Source organism: Citrobacter sp. KTE30, assembly GCF_000398825.1.
GTDB lineage: Bacteria > Pseudomonadota > Gammaproteobacteria > Enterobacterales > Enterobacteriaceae > Citrobacter > Citrobacter freundii.
In genome coordinates this window covers 2,479,265-2,494,312 of the sequence record NZ_KB976055.1, presented here as the reverse complement: position 1 = coordinate 2,494,312, position 15,048 = coordinate 2,479,265, and the positions used below count along the sequence as shown (strand labels likewise).

At 52.6% G+C, this 15,048-nt stretch carries 16 protein-coding genes; 9 read left to right on the top strand and 7 right to left on the bottom strand.

Annotated features, from left to right (window positions below):
- Nucleotides 1-46: 46 nt before the first annotated feature.
- The 5 genes from WC1_RS11260 (at nt 47) to rnd (ending at nt 6,480) form a co-directional block, all read left to right on the top strand.
- Nucleotides 47-1,957: a DNA repair helicase YoaA gene (locus WC1_RS11260; RefSeq protein WP_003020980.1), complete on the top strand. Its 1,911-nt coding sequence runs from the start codon at nt 47-49 to the stop codon at nt 1,955-1,957.
- A gap of 58 nt (nt 1,958-2,015) precedes the next feature.
- Complete coding sequence (tsaB, locus tag WC1_RS11265; RefSeq protein WP_016150385.1) at nt 2,016-2,711, top strand: tRNA (adenosine(37)-N6)-threonylcarbamoyltransferase complex dimerization subunit type 1 TsaB; 696 nt, start codon at nt 2,016-2,018, stop codon at nt 2,709-2,711.
- Between the two features lie 94 nt (nt 2,712-2,805).
- Nucleotides 2,806-3,390: a Slp family lipoprotein gene (locus WC1_RS11270; RefSeq protein ID WP_003020975.1), complete on the top strand. Its 585-nt coding sequence runs from the start codon at nt 2,806-2,808 to the stop codon at nt 3,388-3,390.
- A gap of 204 nt (nt 3,391-3,594) precedes the next feature.
- The gene (gene fadD, locus WC1_RS11275; RefSeq protein WP_141401078.1) at nt 3,595-5,280 is read left to right on the top strand and encodes a long-chain-fatty-acid--CoA ligase FadD; all 1,686 of its coding nucleotides are present in this window, start codon (nt 3,595-3,597) and stop codon (nt 5,278-5,280) included.
- 84 nt (nt 5,281-5,364) lie between these two features.
- Nucleotides 5,365-6,480 (top strand): ribonuclease D, encoded by a 1,116-nt coding sequence (gene rnd / locus WC1_RS11280; protein ID WP_016150383.1) that lies wholly within the window; start codon nt 5,365-5,367, stop codon nt 6,478-6,480.
- A gap of 48 nt (nt 6,481-6,528) precedes the next feature.
- Here the strand turns inward: rnd and WC1_RS11285 are convergent, their stop codons facing one another.
- Nucleotides 6,529-7,614 carry a tartrate dehydrogenase gene (locus WC1_RS11285; RefSeq protein ID WP_016150382.1) on the bottom strand — a complete coding sequence of 362 codons (1,086 nt, stop codon included), beginning with the start codon at nt 7,612-7,614 and terminating at the stop codon, nt 6,529-6,531.
- Between the two features lie 103 nt (nt 7,615-7,717).
- Between WC1_RS11285 and WC1_RS11290 the strand changes: the two genes are divergently transcribed.
- Nucleotides 7,718-8,635 carry a LysR family transcriptional regulator gene (locus WC1_RS11290; protein WP_016150381.1) on the top strand — a complete coding sequence of 306 codons (918 nt, stop codon included), beginning with the start codon at nt 7,718-7,720 and terminating at the stop codon, nt 8,633-8,635.
- An 86-nt stretch (nt 8,636-8,721) separates the two neighbouring features.
- Here WC1_RS11290 and minE read toward each other — a convergent pair whose 3' ends face one another.
- The 3 genes from minE to minC are packed head-to-tail and all read right to left on the bottom strand — an operon-like array spanning nt 8,722 to nt 10,535.
- Nucleotides 8,722-8,988 carry a cell division topological specificity factor MinE gene (gene minE / locus WC1_RS11295; RefSeq protein WP_001185666.1) on the bottom strand — a complete coding sequence of 89 codons (267 nt, stop codon included), beginning with the start codon at nt 8,986-8,988 and terminating at the stop codon, nt 8,722-8,724.
- Nucleotides 8,989-8,991: 3 nt separating this feature from the next.
- Nucleotides 8,992-9,804, bottom strand: coding sequence for a septum site-determining protein MinD (minD, locus tag WC1_RS11300; protein WP_003020956.1), 813 nt, complete (start codon nt 9,802-9,804; stop codon nt 8,992-8,994).
- A 23-nt stretch (nt 9,805-9,827) separates the two neighbouring features.
- Nucleotides 9,828-10,535 (bottom strand): septum site-determining protein MinC, encoded by a 708-nt coding sequence (minC, locus tag WC1_RS11305; protein ID WP_003844062.1) that lies wholly within the window; start codon nt 10,533-10,535, stop codon nt 9,828-9,830.
- 126 nt (nt 10,536-10,661) lie between these two features.
- Between minC and WC1_RS11310 the strand changes: the two genes are divergently transcribed.
- The 3 genes from WC1_RS11310 to WC1_RS11320 all read left to right on the top strand — a co-directional run bounded on the left by WC1_RS11310 (nt 10,662) and on the right by WC1_RS11320 (nt 12,223).
- Nucleotides 10,662-10,955 (top strand): YcgL domain-containing protein, encoded by a 294-nt coding sequence (locus WC1_RS11310; RefSeq protein ID WP_003020949.1) that lies wholly within the window; start codon nt 10,662-10,664, stop codon nt 10,953-10,955.
- 69 nt (nt 10,956-11,024) lie between these two features.
- Complete coding sequence (locus WC1_RS11315; RefSeq protein WP_016150380.1) at nt 11,025-11,684, top strand: fumarylacetoacetate hydrolase family protein; 660 nt, start codon at nt 11,025-11,027, stop codon at nt 11,682-11,684.
- Between the two features lie 92 nt (nt 11,685-11,776).
- Entirely contained in the window at nt 11,777-12,223 is a 447-nt protein-coding gene (locus WC1_RS11320) for a YcgN family cysteine cluster protein (RefSeq protein ID WP_016150379.1), read from the top strand.
- 29 nt (nt 12,224-12,252) lie between these two features.
- Here WC1_RS11320 and WC1_RS11325 read toward each other — a convergent pair whose 3' ends face one another.
- From WC1_RS11325 to nhaB, 3 genes are all read right to left on the bottom strand, one after another.
- Nucleotides 12,253-12,594 carry a TehB family protein gene (locus WC1_RS11325; RefSeq protein WP_003020940.1) on the bottom strand — a complete coding sequence of 114 codons (342 nt, stop codon included), beginning with the start codon at nt 12,592-12,594 and terminating at the stop codon, nt 12,253-12,255.
- Nucleotides 12,595-12,704: 110 nt separating this feature from the next.
- The gene (gene dsbB / locus WC1_RS11330; RefSeq protein ID WP_003844060.1) at nt 12,705-13,235 is read right to left on the bottom strand and encodes a disulfide bond formation protein DsbB; all 531 of its coding nucleotides are present in this window, start codon (nt 13,233-13,235) and stop codon (nt 12,705-12,707) included.
- A 141-nt stretch (nt 13,236-13,376) separates the two neighbouring features.
- Nucleotides 13,377-14,921 carry a Na(+)/H(+) antiporter NhaB gene (gene nhaB, locus WC1_RS11335; RefSeq protein WP_003020934.1) on the bottom strand — a complete coding sequence of 515 codons (1,545 nt, stop codon included), beginning with the start codon at nt 14,919-14,921 and terminating at the stop codon, nt 13,377-13,379.
- Between the last annotated feature and the right edge of the window lie 127 nt (nt 14,922-15,048).

Genomic DNA, 15,048 nt, shown 5'->3' with positions numbered 1-15,048 from the left:
AGCTGCTGGCCTGACATAATCCCTGTTCAAATGAACAGGGGGCAGTGTGACGGACGATTTTGCAGCAGACGGTCAGTTGGCTAAAGCAATACCGGGTTTTAAACCGCGAGAACCACAGCGGCAGATGGCCATCGCCGTCAGTCATGCCATCGAAAAATCACAACCGTTGGTGGTAGAAGCCGGAACCGGGACGGGTAAAACCTATGCTTATCTTGCCCCAGCGCTGCGTGCCGGAAAGAAGGTCATTGTCTCCACGGGCTCGAAGGCGTTGCAGGATCAGCTATACAGCCGCGATCTCCCGACCGTCGCTAAGGCACTAAAGTTCACCGGTAAACTGGCGCTGCTGAAAGGGCGTTCAAACTATCTGTGCCTTGAACGTCTCGAACAGCAGGCGCTGGCGGGTGGTGACTTGCCGGTACAAACGTTAAGCGACGTCATCCTGCTGCGCTCCTGGTCAAATCAAACCCTTGATGGGGACATCAGCACCTGCGTCAGCGTGGCGGAGGACTCTCAGGCCTGGCCGTTGGTCACCAGCACTAATGACAACTGTCTGGGCAGCGACTGCCCGCTGTATAAAGAGTGTTTTGTCGTGAAAGCGCGTAAAAAAGCGATGGATGCGGATGTCGTCGTGGTTAACCATCATCTGTTTCTCGCTGATATGGTGGTAAAAGAGAGCGGGTTTGGCGAACTGATCCCGGAAGCTGATGTAATGATCTTCGATGAAGCGCATCAGCTACCGGATATCGCCAGCCAGTACTTTGGTCAATCGCTCTCAAGTCGCCAGCTGTTAGACCTGGCGAAAGACATCACCATTGCCTATCGCACCGAGCTGAAAGACACTCAGCAGTTGCAAAAGTGCGCCGATCGCCTTGCACAAAGCGCTCAGGACTTCCGCTTGCAACTTGGTGAGCCGGGCTATCGCGGAAACCTGCGGGAACTGCTGGCCGACCAGCGCGTACAGCGCGCGTTTTTGCTGCTCGATGACACGCTGGAGCTATGTTATGACGTGGCGAAGCTGTCTCTTGGGCGTTCGGCATTGCTGGATGCCGCGTTTGAACGCGCCACACTTTACCGTGCGCGCCTGAAGCGTCTGAAAGAGATCAACCAGCCAGGCTTCAGCTACTGGTATGAATGCACCTCCCGCCATTTTACTCTCGCGCTGACGCCGCTCACTGTGGCGGATAAATTCAAAGAAGTGATGGAACAAAAGCCGGGCTGCTGGATTTTTACTTCCGCGACGCTGTCGGTAAACGATGACCTTCATCATTTCACCGCGAGGTTGGGGATTGAAGATGCCGAGTCGATGTTATTGCCGAGTCCATTTGATTACACGCGCCAGGCGCTGCTGTGCGTGCCGCGTAATCTCCCGCAAACCAACCAGCCGGGGGCTGCGCGCCAGTTAGCATCCATGCTGCGACCTATTATTGAAGCGAACAACGGTCGCTGCTTTATGCTGTGCACTTCGCACGCGATGATGCGCGATCTGGCGGAACAATTCCGCGCCACCATGACGCTTCCCGTTCTGCTGCAGGGCGAAACCAGTAAAGGGCAACTGTTACAGCAGTTTGTCAGCGCAGGTAATGCGCTACTGGTTGCCACCAGCAGCTTCTGGGAAGGCGTGGACGTGCGCGGTGATACGCTGTCGCTGGTGATAATCGACAAACTGCCGTTTACCTCGCCGGACGACCCGCTGTTAAAAGCCCGAATGGAGGATTGTCGACTGCGCGGCGGCGATCCGTTTGAAGACGTCCAGTTGCCGGATGCGGTCATCACCCTGAAGCAGGGGGTAGGGCGTCTGATACGTGATGCCGACGATCGCGGCGTGCTGGTGATTTGCGACAATCGTCTGGTTATGCGGCCATACGGCGCCACCTTCCTGGCGAGTCTTCCTCCTGCGCCGCGGACGCGTGACATAGCTCGCGCGGTTCGCTTTCTTGCCATACCAACGACTGAGTAATTTGTTACGGAGTGTGGTAAGATGCGCGCCAAATTTATTGATCTGATCACAAACACCCATGCGAATTCTGGCTATCGATACCGCCACAGAGGCGTGCTCTGTTGCCCTGTGGAATGACGGTACTATCAAGGCTCACTTTGAGCTTTGCCCACGAGAACACACCCAACGAATTTTACCGATGGTTCAGGAAATCCTGGCCGCTGGCGATCTCACGTTAACCGATATCGACGCCCTGGCGTTTGGTCGGGGTCCCGGCAGTTTCACCGGCGTGCGTATCGGTATTGGCATTGCTCAGGGGCTGGCGTTAGGCGCAAACTTACCGATGATCGGCGTCTCCACCCTGGCGACCATGGCGCAGGGCGCCTGGCGTAAGTCGGGCGCAACTCGTGTACTGGCGGCGATTGACGCGCGAATGGGCGAAGTCTACTGGGCCGAATACCAGCGTGATGACCACGGCAACTGGCACGGTGAAGAAACCGAAGCGGTGTTAACCCCCGAGCAGGTACATGAGCGTTTACTGCAGCTTTCTGGCGAGTGGGTAACTGTTGGGACGGGGTGGCCAGCCTGGCCTGAGCTTGGTAAAGACAGCGGTCTGACGCTCAGCGATGGTGACGTGCTGCTTCCTGCGGCTGAAGATATGCTGCCTGTCGCCATGCAAATGCTGGCTGCGGGTAAGACCGTAGCGGTCGAACACGCGGAACCGGTTTATTTACGTAACACCGTGGCGTGGAAGAAACTTCCCGGTAAAGAATGAATCTTAGTAGTACATCCCCGGTTTATTTTCATAGACGTCGGTGCACAGCATTGTGAACAGGCCGGGGCAGAAGCTAAGAAAAGGGAGTCGCAATATGGCGGTGCAAAAGCAGTTATTGAAAGGTGTGTTGGCGGGGGCCTTAGCGTTAATGCTTAGCGGCTGCGTCACCATCCCGGATGCAATTAAAGGTTCGAGCCCGATGCCGCAGCAGGATCTGGTGCGGGTGATGAATGCGCCGCAGCTGTATGTCGGACAGGAAGCGCGTTTTGGTGGCAAAGTGGTGGATATTCAGAACCAGCAGGGAAAATCCCGTCTGGAAATTGCCACCGTTCCGCTCGATAGCGGTGCGCGTCCAGTGCTGGGTGAAGCCTCTCGCGGGCGTATATATGCTGATGTAAATGGCTTCCTCGACCCGGTGGACTTTCGTGGGCAACTGGTCACCGTCGTCGGCCCGATTAGCGGTACGGTGGACGGAAAAATAGGTAATACGCCGTATAAATTCATGCTGATGCAGGTAACCGGTTATAAACGCTGGCATATTACTCAGCAGATTGTCATGCCGCCTCAGCCTATCGACCCCTGGTTCTACGGTGCGCGTGGCTGGCCTTACGGTGGCTATGGTGGATGGGGCTGGTACAATCCCGGCCCGGCACAGGTTCAGACTATAGTAACAGAGTAACTCTTTGTTTTATTGGTAAAAGAAACAGCGGCCCGTCCGCTGTTTCTGCATTAACGTGGATATAAGAAAAATAAATAGTGACGTGCTTCGCAACCTTGTCGTTGTGTAATAAACAAACTGGTACGCTGAGTTAATATTATGTTAACAGTTTGTTTATTGCCTGGGGTTGTGATGACGACGAATACGCATTTTAGAGGTGATGTATTGAAAAAGGTTTGGCTTAACCGTTATCCCGCTGGTGTTCCTGCGGAGATCAATCCTGACCGTTATCAATCCCTGGTGGAACTCTTTGAACACTCAGTAAGACGGTATGCCGATCAGCCCGCGTTTGTAAACATGGGGGAGGTGATGACCTTCCGCAAGCTTGAAGAGCGTAGTCGTGCGTTTGCCGCTTATTTGCAACAGGGGCTCGGGCTGAAAAAGGGCGATCGCGTCGCGCTGATGATGCCGAATCTGCTGCAATATCCGGTCGCACTGTTTGGGATTTTACGTGCCGGCATGATCGTCGTGAACGTAAACCCGCTGTACACGCCTCGCGAGCTGGAACATCAGCTCAACGATAGCGGCGCGTCGGCGATTGTCATCGTATCTAACTTTGCCCACACGCTGGAAAAAGTAGTCGACAAAACGTCTGTGCAACACGTGATCCTGACGCGTATGGGCGATCAGCTGTCCACAGCCAAAGGGACGCTGGTTAACTTCGTCGTCAAGTATATCAAGCGTCTGGTGCCGAAATATCACCTGCCGGATGCCATCTCGTTTCGCAGTGCGCTGCAAAACGGTTATCGCATGCAGTATGTGAAGCCCGAAGTCGTGTCGGAAGATTTGGCGTTCCTGCAATATACTGGCGGGACAACCGGCGTGGCGAAAGGCGCGATGCTTACACACCGCAACATGCTGGCTAACCTGGAGCAGGTTAACGCCACCTATGGCCCGTTGCTGCATCCGGGTAAAGAGCTGGTGGTAACGGCCCTACCGCTGTATCACATTTTTGCGCTAACGATGAACTGCCTGCTGTTTATTGAGCTAGGTGGTCAAAACCTGCTGATTACTAACCCGCGTGATATTCCGGGGCTGGTAAAAGAGCTGGCGAAGTATCCATTTACCGCGATGACCGGCGTCAATACGCTGTTTAACGCGCTGCTGAATAACAAAGAGTTCCAGCAACTGGATTTCTCTTCACTCCACCTCTCGGCAGGCGGCGGAATGCCGGTTCAACAGGCGGTAGCTGAACGTTGGGTGAAGCTGACAGGTCAGTATCTGCTGGAAGGCTACGGCCTGACAGAGTGCGCGCCGTTGGTAAGCGTCAATCCTCACGATATCGACTACCACAGCGGCAGTATCGGGTTACCGGTGCCTTCCACCGAGGTCAAGCTGGTGGACGACGACGACAACGAAGTGCCGCCGGGAGAACCGGGGGAGCTCTGCGTGAAAGGCCCGCAGGTGATGCTGGGCTACTGGCAGCGACCAGACGCCACTGACGAAATCGTCAAAGACGGCTGGCTGCACACCGGCGATATTGCAGTGATGGATGATGAAGGCTTCCTGCGTATTGTCGATCGTAAGAAGGACATGATCCTCGTGTCCGGCTTTAACGTCTATCCGAACGAAATTGAAGACGTGGTTATGCAACATCCTGGCGTGCACGAAGTGGCTGCGGTTGGTGTTCCGTCCGGAAGCAGCGGTGAAGCGGTGAAAATTTTCGTGGTGAAGAAAGACGCCTCGTTAACCGATGAAGCGCTGGTCACTTTCTGTCGTCGTCACCTGACGGGCTATAAAGTACCGAAGCTGGTGGAGTTTCGCGATGAGTTGCCGAAATCTAACGTCGGTAAAATTTTGCGACGAGAATTACGTGACGAAGCGCGCGCCAAAGTGGACAATAAAGGCTGAGCGTTAAGTCAGCCAGCAGAAAACGCCGGGTAATCCGGCGTTTTTTTTGGCGCAAACCTAAGAGAGCACGATTTGAATTATCAAATGATCACCACGGACGACGCGTTGGCCACGCTGTGCGAAGCCGTCCGTGAATTTCCGGCGATAGCCCTGGATACAGAATTTGTTCGCACGCGTACCTATTATCCGCAGTTGGGGCTGATCCAGCTGTTTGATGGCAAACACGTTGCTCTGATTGATCCGCAGGGGATCACCGACTGGTCGCCGCTGCGCGATATTCTGCGTGATACTGCCATCACCAAATTCCTACATGCAGGTAGCGAAGATCTGGAAGTGTTTCTCAACACTTTTGGCGAACTGCCGCAGCCGTTGATTGATACACAAATTCTGGCTGCTTTTTGCGGTCGTCCGCTGTCGTGGGGCTTTGCCGCGATGGTGGAAGAGTTTACGGGCGTGGCGCTCGACAAAAGCGAGTCGCGTACCGACTGGCTGGCCAGACCGCTGACCGAGCGTCAGTGTGAGTACGCGGCGGCTGATGTCTGGTATCTATTACCGATCACCACAAAACTGATGGTCGAAACTGAAGCCAGCGGCTGGCTGCCAGCCGCACTGGACGAATGTCGCTTAATGCAGCAGCGTCGCCAGGAGGTTCTGGCGCCTGAAGACGCATGGCGCGACATCACCAACGCCTGGCAGCTGCGTACCCGTCAGTTGGCCTGCCTGCAACTGCTTGCCGACTGGCGACTGCGTAAAGCACGTGAGCGCGATCTGGCGGTGAACTTTGTGGTGCGTGAAGAACACCTGTGGTCGGTCGCTCGTTATATGCCGGGCAGTCTGGGCGAGCTGGATAGTCTGGGACTTTCCGGGAGCGAAATTCGCTTCCACGGCAAGACGCTGATCTCCCTGGTAGAAAAGGCACAGGCCTTACCGGAAGAGTCGCTGCCGCAGCCGCTGCTGAATTTGATGGATATGCCAGGCTATCGCAAGGCGTTCAAAGCTATTAAGACGCTGGTTGCCGAGGTGAGTACTGAGCATAATCTTAGCGTCGAGCTGCTGGCTTCACGCCGTCAAATCAACCAGCTACTCAACTGGCACTGGAAATTAAAGTCACAGCAGACTCTGCCGGAGCTGATTTCCGGTTGGCGTGGCGAGTTGATGGCTGAACGACTCAACGCGCTGCTGCAGGAATACCCACAGTAGAAAACCTAAAAACGGGAGCTGGCGCTCCCGTTTTTAATCGGATTTGAGTTAGCGACACAGTGCCTGACGAATGGCTTCACCTACCTGTTGGGTGGTGGCGCAGCCTTTCATATCTGGCGTTTTCGGGCCGCTGGCAATGACCTGCTCAATTGCCGCCAGAATACCGTCGTGAGCGGCTTTATAGTTGGCATCACCGTTGCCAAGGAAGTCGAGCATCATGGCTCCAGCCCAGATAGTCGCTATAGGGTTGGCGATGTTCTGACCGTAGATATCCGGGGCCGAACCATGTACCGGCTCGAACAGGGACGGGAAGGTGCGTTCCGGATTTAAGTTGGCAGAAGGCGCAATGCCAATCGTTCCGGTACAGGCTGGACCGAGATCGGAGAGGATGTCACCAAACAGGTTGGAAGCAACCACGACGTCAAATCGCTCAGGCTGCATGACAAAGCGGGCGCACAGAATATCAATATGCTGTTTATCCCAGCGGATCTCAGGATAGTGTGACGCCATCGCTTCGACGCGTTCATCCCAGTAGGGCATGCTGATGGCCAGCCCATTGGATTTGGTCGCCGAAGTCAACGTTTTGCGTGGTCGACTTTGTGCCAGTTCAAAGGCATAACGCAAAATTCGGTCGACGCCACGGCGGGTGAAGACCGACTCCTGGATCACCATCTCGTGTTCAGTACCTTCGCTCACGCGTCCGCCTAGGGCAGAGTATTCTCCCTCGGTGTTTTCGCGTACGACGTAGAAATCAATGTCGCCAGGCTGCTTGCCAACCAGTGGGCAAGGAACTCCCGGAAACAGGCGCACCGGGCGCAGGTTGACGTACTGGTCGAATTCGCGGCGAAACTTAAGCAGCGAACCCCATAATGAGATGTGGTCAGGCACGGTGTCCGGCCAGCCAACCGCGCCAAAATAGATAGCATCGAAGGATTGCAACTGCTCATGCCAGTCATCGGGCATCATCTTGCCGTGATGGGCGTAGTATTCGCAGCTGGCCCATTCCATTTGCTCAAAGCTGAGCGACAACCCCCAACGCTCGGCGGCTGCCTGCAACACATGAATGCCCTCAGGGAGGACTTCTTTACCAATGCCATCTCCGGGGATAGCGGCGATACGCCAGGTTTTCTTCATAGCAGCTCTCACTTGTGCGCCATCAAAATTGACTTTCCCCTTATCCTATAATTGACTGATTAATAGTTAATCCCTCTAACTGGTGAAACATAAAACACAGATCATGAATAATCTGCCGCTGCTAAATGATTTACGCGTCTTTATGCTGGTTGCCCGTCGTGCAGGATTTGCCGCCGTTGCCGAGGAACTGGGCGTATCACCAGCTTTTATCAGTAAGCGCGTTGCCCTGCTGGAGCGAACGCTGAATGTTGTGCTGCTGCATCGAACAACGCGGCGCGTAACCATCACGGAAGAGGGGGAGCGGATCTACGAATGGGCGCAGCGGATCCTACAGGATGTCGATCAAATGATGGACGAGCTTTCTGATGCCAGGCAGGTCCCGCGGGGGATGCTACGTATTATTAGTAGCTTTGGTTTTGGCCGCCGGGTGGTCGCTCCGGCGCTGTCGGCACTGGCAAAAGAGTACCCGCAGTTAGAACTGAGGTTCGATGTTGAAGATCGTCTGGTGGATATGGTGAATGAGGGCATCGATCTTGATATTCGTATCGGGGATGATATCGCGCCGAACCTGATTGCCCGCAAGCTGGCGACTAACTATCGTATTTTGTGCGCCTCGCCGGAATTTTTGACGCAGCATGGGACGCCGAAGCAACTCAACGATCTTGCCACTCTTCCTTGTCTGGTCATCAAAGAGCGCGACCATCCGTTTGGTATCTGGCAAATGCGCAATAAAGAGGGCGCTAATTCGATTAAAGTTACGGGGCCTCTGTCGTCTAATCATGGCGAAGTGGTAAATCAGTGGTGCCTTGATGGGCAGGGAATAGCCCTGCGGTCATGGTGGGACGTTTGCGACAACATTGCCAGCGGAAACCTGATACACATATTGCCCGAGTATTATCAACCAGCAAATATTTGGGCGGTGTATGTTTCCCGACTGGCGACGTCGGCAAAAATCCGTATTACGGTCGAGTATTTGCGCCGCTATTTTACCGAAAACTATCCAAAGTTTACTTTGGAATAAAAGTGCAGCAGCCTGGCAAGAAACAGAAAATAAAAAAGGCAGAATAATCTGCCTTTTTTGTAACGATGACTCTCTGAGCAAAGCCGTTATTTAGATTCTTCGGCTTCAGGTAATGTCACGTTAAGTTCGAGGATAGAAATATCGCCGTCTTTTTGCTCAAGCTGTACGGTCACCATTTCAGGATCAATTTGTACATACTTGCAGATAACCTCGAGAATATCTTTCCTCAACTGCGGTAAATAATGTGGCTCGGCGTCACTACGACGGCGTTCCGCAACAATAATCTGCAGTCGCTCTTTAGCGATGTTCGCTGTGCTCTTTTTCCGCGAGAGAAAAAAATCCAGTAATGCCATAACTTATCCTCCGAACAGGCGTTTGAGGAAACCTTTCTTCTCTTCTTCAATGAAGCGGAAAGGACGTTCTTCTCCCAACAGACGGTCTACGGTATCAGCATAGGCTTTACCGGCATCAGCATTGATGTCGAGAATAACCGGCTCACCCTGGTTAGACGCGCGCAGGACTGACTGATCTTCAGGAATCACGCCAACCAGCTTGATTCGCAGAATTTCCAGTACGTCTTCCATGCTCAGCATGTCACCTTTATTTACGCGGCCAGGGTTGTAGCGCGTCAGCAACAAATGCTCTTTAATCGGATCTTCACCGTTTTCCGCACGACGAGATTTCGACGCCAGAATACCCAGAATACGGTCAGAGTCACGTACAGAGGAAACTTCCGGGTTAGTGGTGATTATCGCTTCATCGGCAAAATACAGGGCCATCAGCGCACCGGTTTCAATACCCGCCGGGGAATCGCAGACGATGAAGTCAAATTCCATCGTTTTCAGGTCGTCCAGAACTTTCGCGACGCCTTCACGCGTCAGCGCGTCTTTATCGCGAGTCTGTGAGGCCGGAAGAATAAAGAGATTTTCGGTACGCTTATCTTTGATTAACGCCTGATTTAACGACGCATCGCCCTGAATAACGTTGACGAAGTCATAAACGACGCGGCGTTCACAACCCATAATCAGATCGAGGTTACGCAGGCCGATATCAAAATCAATAACGACAGTTTTCTTTCCCTTCTGGGCCAAACCTGTAGCGATGGCCGCGCTGGAGGTGGTTTTGCCAACGCCCCCTTTACCCGAAGTAACAACAATAATGCGTGCCATAGAAATTCCTTGTTAAAAAGGGATCAATTCAACGGTTGAACTGTCAAAGCGTTCTCTGCTAATTGCAGACGTGCCGCTTTGCCATAAAATTCTGCTGGGATTTTATCACTCAGCCAATAAACACCTGCGATAGACACCAGTTCTGCCGTCAGATGGGTACAAAAAATTTGCGCTTCCCGATCACCGCTAGCGCCTGCCAACGCCCGGCCTCTCATCATTCCATAAACATGAATATTGCCATCAGCGATAAGCTCTGCGCCTGCACTGACGTGGCTTGTAACAATCAGATCACATTGTGGTGCATAAATGCGCTGACCGGAACGAACCGGCACATTTATTAATCGTGTTTTTGTGATGGGAGTAACGTTTTGCGGCGGAGCGACGTGAGCCGGGGCCTCCACGGGCGCAGGACGAATAGCTTTTTCTTTACCTTCTGTCAGTAAAGGAAGACCCATTTCGTCGATTTCAGCCTTGAGTCTGGCGTCTTTGCATCCGCTAACGCCGATAATGCGCAATCCAGTAGACGCGACAACTTTCTGCAACGCTGACCAGTTTACCGGGCTTTCAAGACCACTCACGTTAACCACGACGGGAGCATGTTTTAAAAAAGCAGGTGCCTGCGCGATTTTGTCTTCCAACGCCTGACGAATAACCTCGGGTTCTGCTTCATGTAAGTGAACCACTGATAAGGTGAAGCTACTGCCTTTAAGCTCGATTGGCGTGTTTGACATCCTGGCCTTACTCAATTTGCTATTTATCATCCCCAGCGCGGGGTGATATTCCGAAGACTATAAGGCATGTTATAGTCAGTATTATATTGAGGCAAGCCACCATTCCGTGAATTCAGAGTAAAAGATATGTTTTGTGTGATCTACCGAAGCAGTAAACGTGACCAGACCTATTTATATGTCGAAAAAAAAGACGATTTCTCGCGAGTTCCTGAAGAACTGATGAAAGGATTTGGTCAGCCGACGCTGGCAATGATGTTGCCGCTTGATGGCCGTAAAAAGCTCGTTAATGCCGATCTGGAAAAAGTAAAACAGGCACTCACCGAGCAGGGCTATTATTTACAAATACCACCACCGCCAGAAGATTTACTTAAACAGCATCTGGCTGCGGCGAAACAAAATACACCAGACGCTAAACGTTAAACTGCATCCGGCAGAAGCACGCCCCATCGATGCAGTACCTGAAATCGATAACTACGTTAGGGGAAAATAATGTATCAACATCATAACTGGCATGGTGCTCTGCTGGATTATCCGGTGAGTAAGGTGGTTTGCGTAGGGAGTAACTATGCCAACCACATTAAAGAGATGGGCGGAACCCCTCCGGAAGAGCCGGTGTTGTTTATCAAACCGGAAACTGCGCTGTGCGATTTGCGCCAGCCGCTGGTGATCCCATCTGATATGGGTTCAGTTCACCATGAAGTTGAGCTGGCGGTACTGATTGGCGCGACCCTACGTCAGGCGACGGAAGAACATGTGCGCAAAGCCATCGCGGGCTATGGCGTCGCGTTGGATCTGACCCTGCGTGATATTCAGGGCAAAATGAAGAAAGCGGGGCAGCCGTGGGAAAAAGCGAAGGGTTTTGATAACTCTTGTCCGCTGTCGGGGTTTATTCCGGTGGCCGAGTTTAAAGGCGATCCGCAGGATACGATGCTGGGGTTAACGGTCAACGGTGAAACACGCCAGCACGGCTCCACGGCGGATATGATCCATCACATCGTTCCTTTGATTGCCTATATGAGCCGTTTCTTTACTCTCAAAGCGGGCGATGTTGTGCTGACGGGGACGCCAGCGGGTGTTGGGCCGTTAAACAGCGGCGATGAGCTGGCCATCAGTTTTCATGGTCAAACGCTGACGACACGCGTGCTGTAATCTCTTCTTGCCGCCTTTTCGGGCGGCAAAACTTGCATCAGCGTGCCAGACTGGTTATAAGGTGCAGCTTTATTGCAATAGCGGATACCCTGATGAGCGACATACCTTTCTGGCAAAGTAAAACCCTGGATGAAATGACCGATGCCGAGTGGGAGTCATTATGTGACGGGTGTGGTCAATGCTGCCTGCATAAGCTGATGGATGAAGACACCGACGAAATTTATTTTACCAACGTCGCGTGTAAGCAGCTCAATATCAAAACCTGTCAATGCCGTAATTACGAACGCCGATTCGAGTACGAGCCTGACTGTATCAAACTGACGCGCGATAATCTGCCTACCTTTGAATGGCTGCCGATGACCTGTGCGTATCGTCTGTTAGCGGAAGGTAAAGGGCTGCCGGAGTGGCATCCACTGCTGACGGGGTCCAAAGCGGCAATGCACGGCGAGCGTATTTCAGTACGTCATATTGCGGTGAAAGAATCGGAAGTGTGTGACTGGCAGGACCATATTTTGAACAAACCTTCATGGGCGGACTAAGCCGCCCATCGATTAGCAGGCGTAAGGGCTTAAGACTTTTTCGCCTGATACATCTCATCTCCATGGTTGTCATCTTCAACCCAGAAATTGATGTTGAATTGGGCGTCGTCGCTTAATTCAACGCGATGCCAGTACTGCGGCGGGCTGGTCGCGAACTGACCGGCATTAATCACCACTTTTACTTCAGGCTCTTTTGCGTCTTCATTGGCAAAACCGTAATACGTTACCGTACCTTCCATCACACAAAGCTGGCCAAAAACGCCTGCTGCAGTGTTATGGTGAGAAAGAAGTGCTGCGGGGACATTGTCTTTGGTAAAGAAGGGAGTAGAGCGTTTAACTTTCCAGTTTGCCGGGATGCGTAAATGGGACATAAGACATCTCCTTGGTGTGGCATCTATAAGATGTATTTAATGTACATCTTATAGATGCCAGCAGGCAATGAATTTAAGCCAAAAAAAACGCTCCCGAAGGAGCGTCTCTGTTAGCGACCGAAGAGGTCACGTTTTTTCGGTTTGAACGGCTGTGCTATCACCACCAGCACGGCGACTACCAGGTAGGCGGCGAAGATCCCCAACAGCCACTGCGGCATTTCCAGGGTTAAAAAAGACCACTGACGCTCAGCACAGTCACCGGACGCTAAAAACACCTGCGGCAGCCATTTGTCCAGTGGCAGCCAGCTTGGGAAGCGAGCGGCAAAATCACAGGTCATAAACGGGGACGGGTGCAGCTGAATCATGGTGTGCTCATATGCTAACTGAAGTCCGCGCCAGGCACTGTAAATCCAGATTATCATCGCCACATAGCGCAGCGGTGTTTTTGGTGCAATAGCACCCACCAGCCCTGCACCCATCACGCCAAATAATGCGCTACGTTCGTAAATACACAACACGCAAGGTTTTAGCAGCATGACGTGCTGGAACCACAGCGCAACGAGCTCCAGCGCAAAGGCGGTTAACGCCAACAATAACCATGCCCCACGACCTCGGGAGCACTGGTTTAAAAATCGCAACATAATCATTTCCCTGCAACATGCGTAGAGACCGCAGTTTAAACCAATTCACTTTATGCGCCACTAGCGGGAATTGAAAATTTGCGTAATCGGATAATTATCATGCAAAAAGTCAAACCGGGCAGTGATTTGCCCGGTTAATTGTTATGAAAGTGTAGCTAACCAGCCCGTTTGGGTCATCCACTCGGTCACCGGGACAAGCGTGAACTCGACGCAAAGCAGACCGACGAGCGTCAGGACGAGAGTATAAGGCAGAGCCATCCACACCATGCGACCATACGAGAGGCGAATTAACGGCGCCAGTGCAGAGGTCAGCAGGAACAGGAATGCAGCCTGGCCGTTCGGAGTTGCCACCGAAGGCAGGTTGGTCCCGGTATTGATCGCCACCGCTAACAGCTCATACTGATTGAGGCTGATGGTCCCCTGTTCCAGCGCGGCTTTGGCCTCGTTAATGTAAATGGTGCCGACAAATACGTTATCAGAAATAGAAGACAGCAGGCCATTGAAGAGGTAGAACAGCGTCAGTTGGGCATGTTCGGAGGATTGCAATACAAACTGAATGATCGGCGAAAAGAGCTGTTGATCGATAATCACCGCAACAACAGAGAAGAACACGGTCAGCAGGGCGGTGAAGGGCAGCGACTCGGTAAAGGCTTTACCTATCGCATGTTCGTCGGTGACTCCCGTCAAGGAGGTTGCCAGAATGATGACCGACAAACCGATCAATCCGACTTCTGCCAGATGCAGGGCCAACGCAACTACCAGCCAGACGCCAATAATAGCCTGGACAATCAGTTTGATTTTGTCCTGGCGGGTACGTTGCTGGCGGCTCTGATCGTCAAACTGTTGCAGGACATCACGGACGGTCTCCGGCAGCGTTTCGCCATAGCCAAACCAGCGCAATTTCTCGACCAGTACACAGGTTAACAGACCGCAAATCAGTACCGGGACGGTAACCGGCGACATGCGCAGGAAGAAGTCGCCAAAATGCCAGCCAGCCGCTTTGGCGATAATCAGGTTTTGTGGCTCGCCCACCATGGTCATCACGCCGCCTAACGCCGTACCGACACCCGCGTGCATCATCAGGCTACGCAGAAAACCACGGAACTGCTCAAGAACGACCTTATTGTGCTGATCGATATGGCTGTCATCGAGCATGTTGTTGTCTTCCGCGCGGGAAGAGGCAACGCGATGGTAGATGCCATAAAAACCGACCGCAACGCTGATTACCACGGCCACGACGGTCAGCGCATCAAGGAACGCCGAGAGGAAAGCGGCCGCAACACAAAATGCCAGCGACAGCAGCGTTTTGGAGCGAATAGTGAGTAGCAGACGCGTGAAAATAAACAGTAGCAACTGCTTCATAAAGTAGATGCCTGCCACCATAAACATCAGCAGCAATAACACCTCAAGGTTTGCGGCAACCTCTTCACGAACATGCGTTGCGCTGGTCATACCAATAATGACAGCTTCGATAGCCAACAGCCCGCCAGGCAGCAGTGGGTAGCATTTTAACGCCATCGCCAGCGTGAAAATGAACTCGGCCACCAGCAACCAGCCGGCGATAAAGGGGTTGATGAAAAAAATAATCGGGTTAACGACTAAGAAGACAAGCAGTGCAAGTTTGTACCAGTCTGGTGATTGACCTAAAAAATTGCGCCACATCGCGCGGCCCCATGATAGCTCCATGGTGATTTCCCTACCTTTAAAAATGAAATCATATTTTTATGTTTGACCGCAAAGCTTAGCGGGAGGAGGGAGTACAGGCAAGCTATTCACAAGACTGGCAAGGTTGGCTGTACTGTAGCGTTATTTG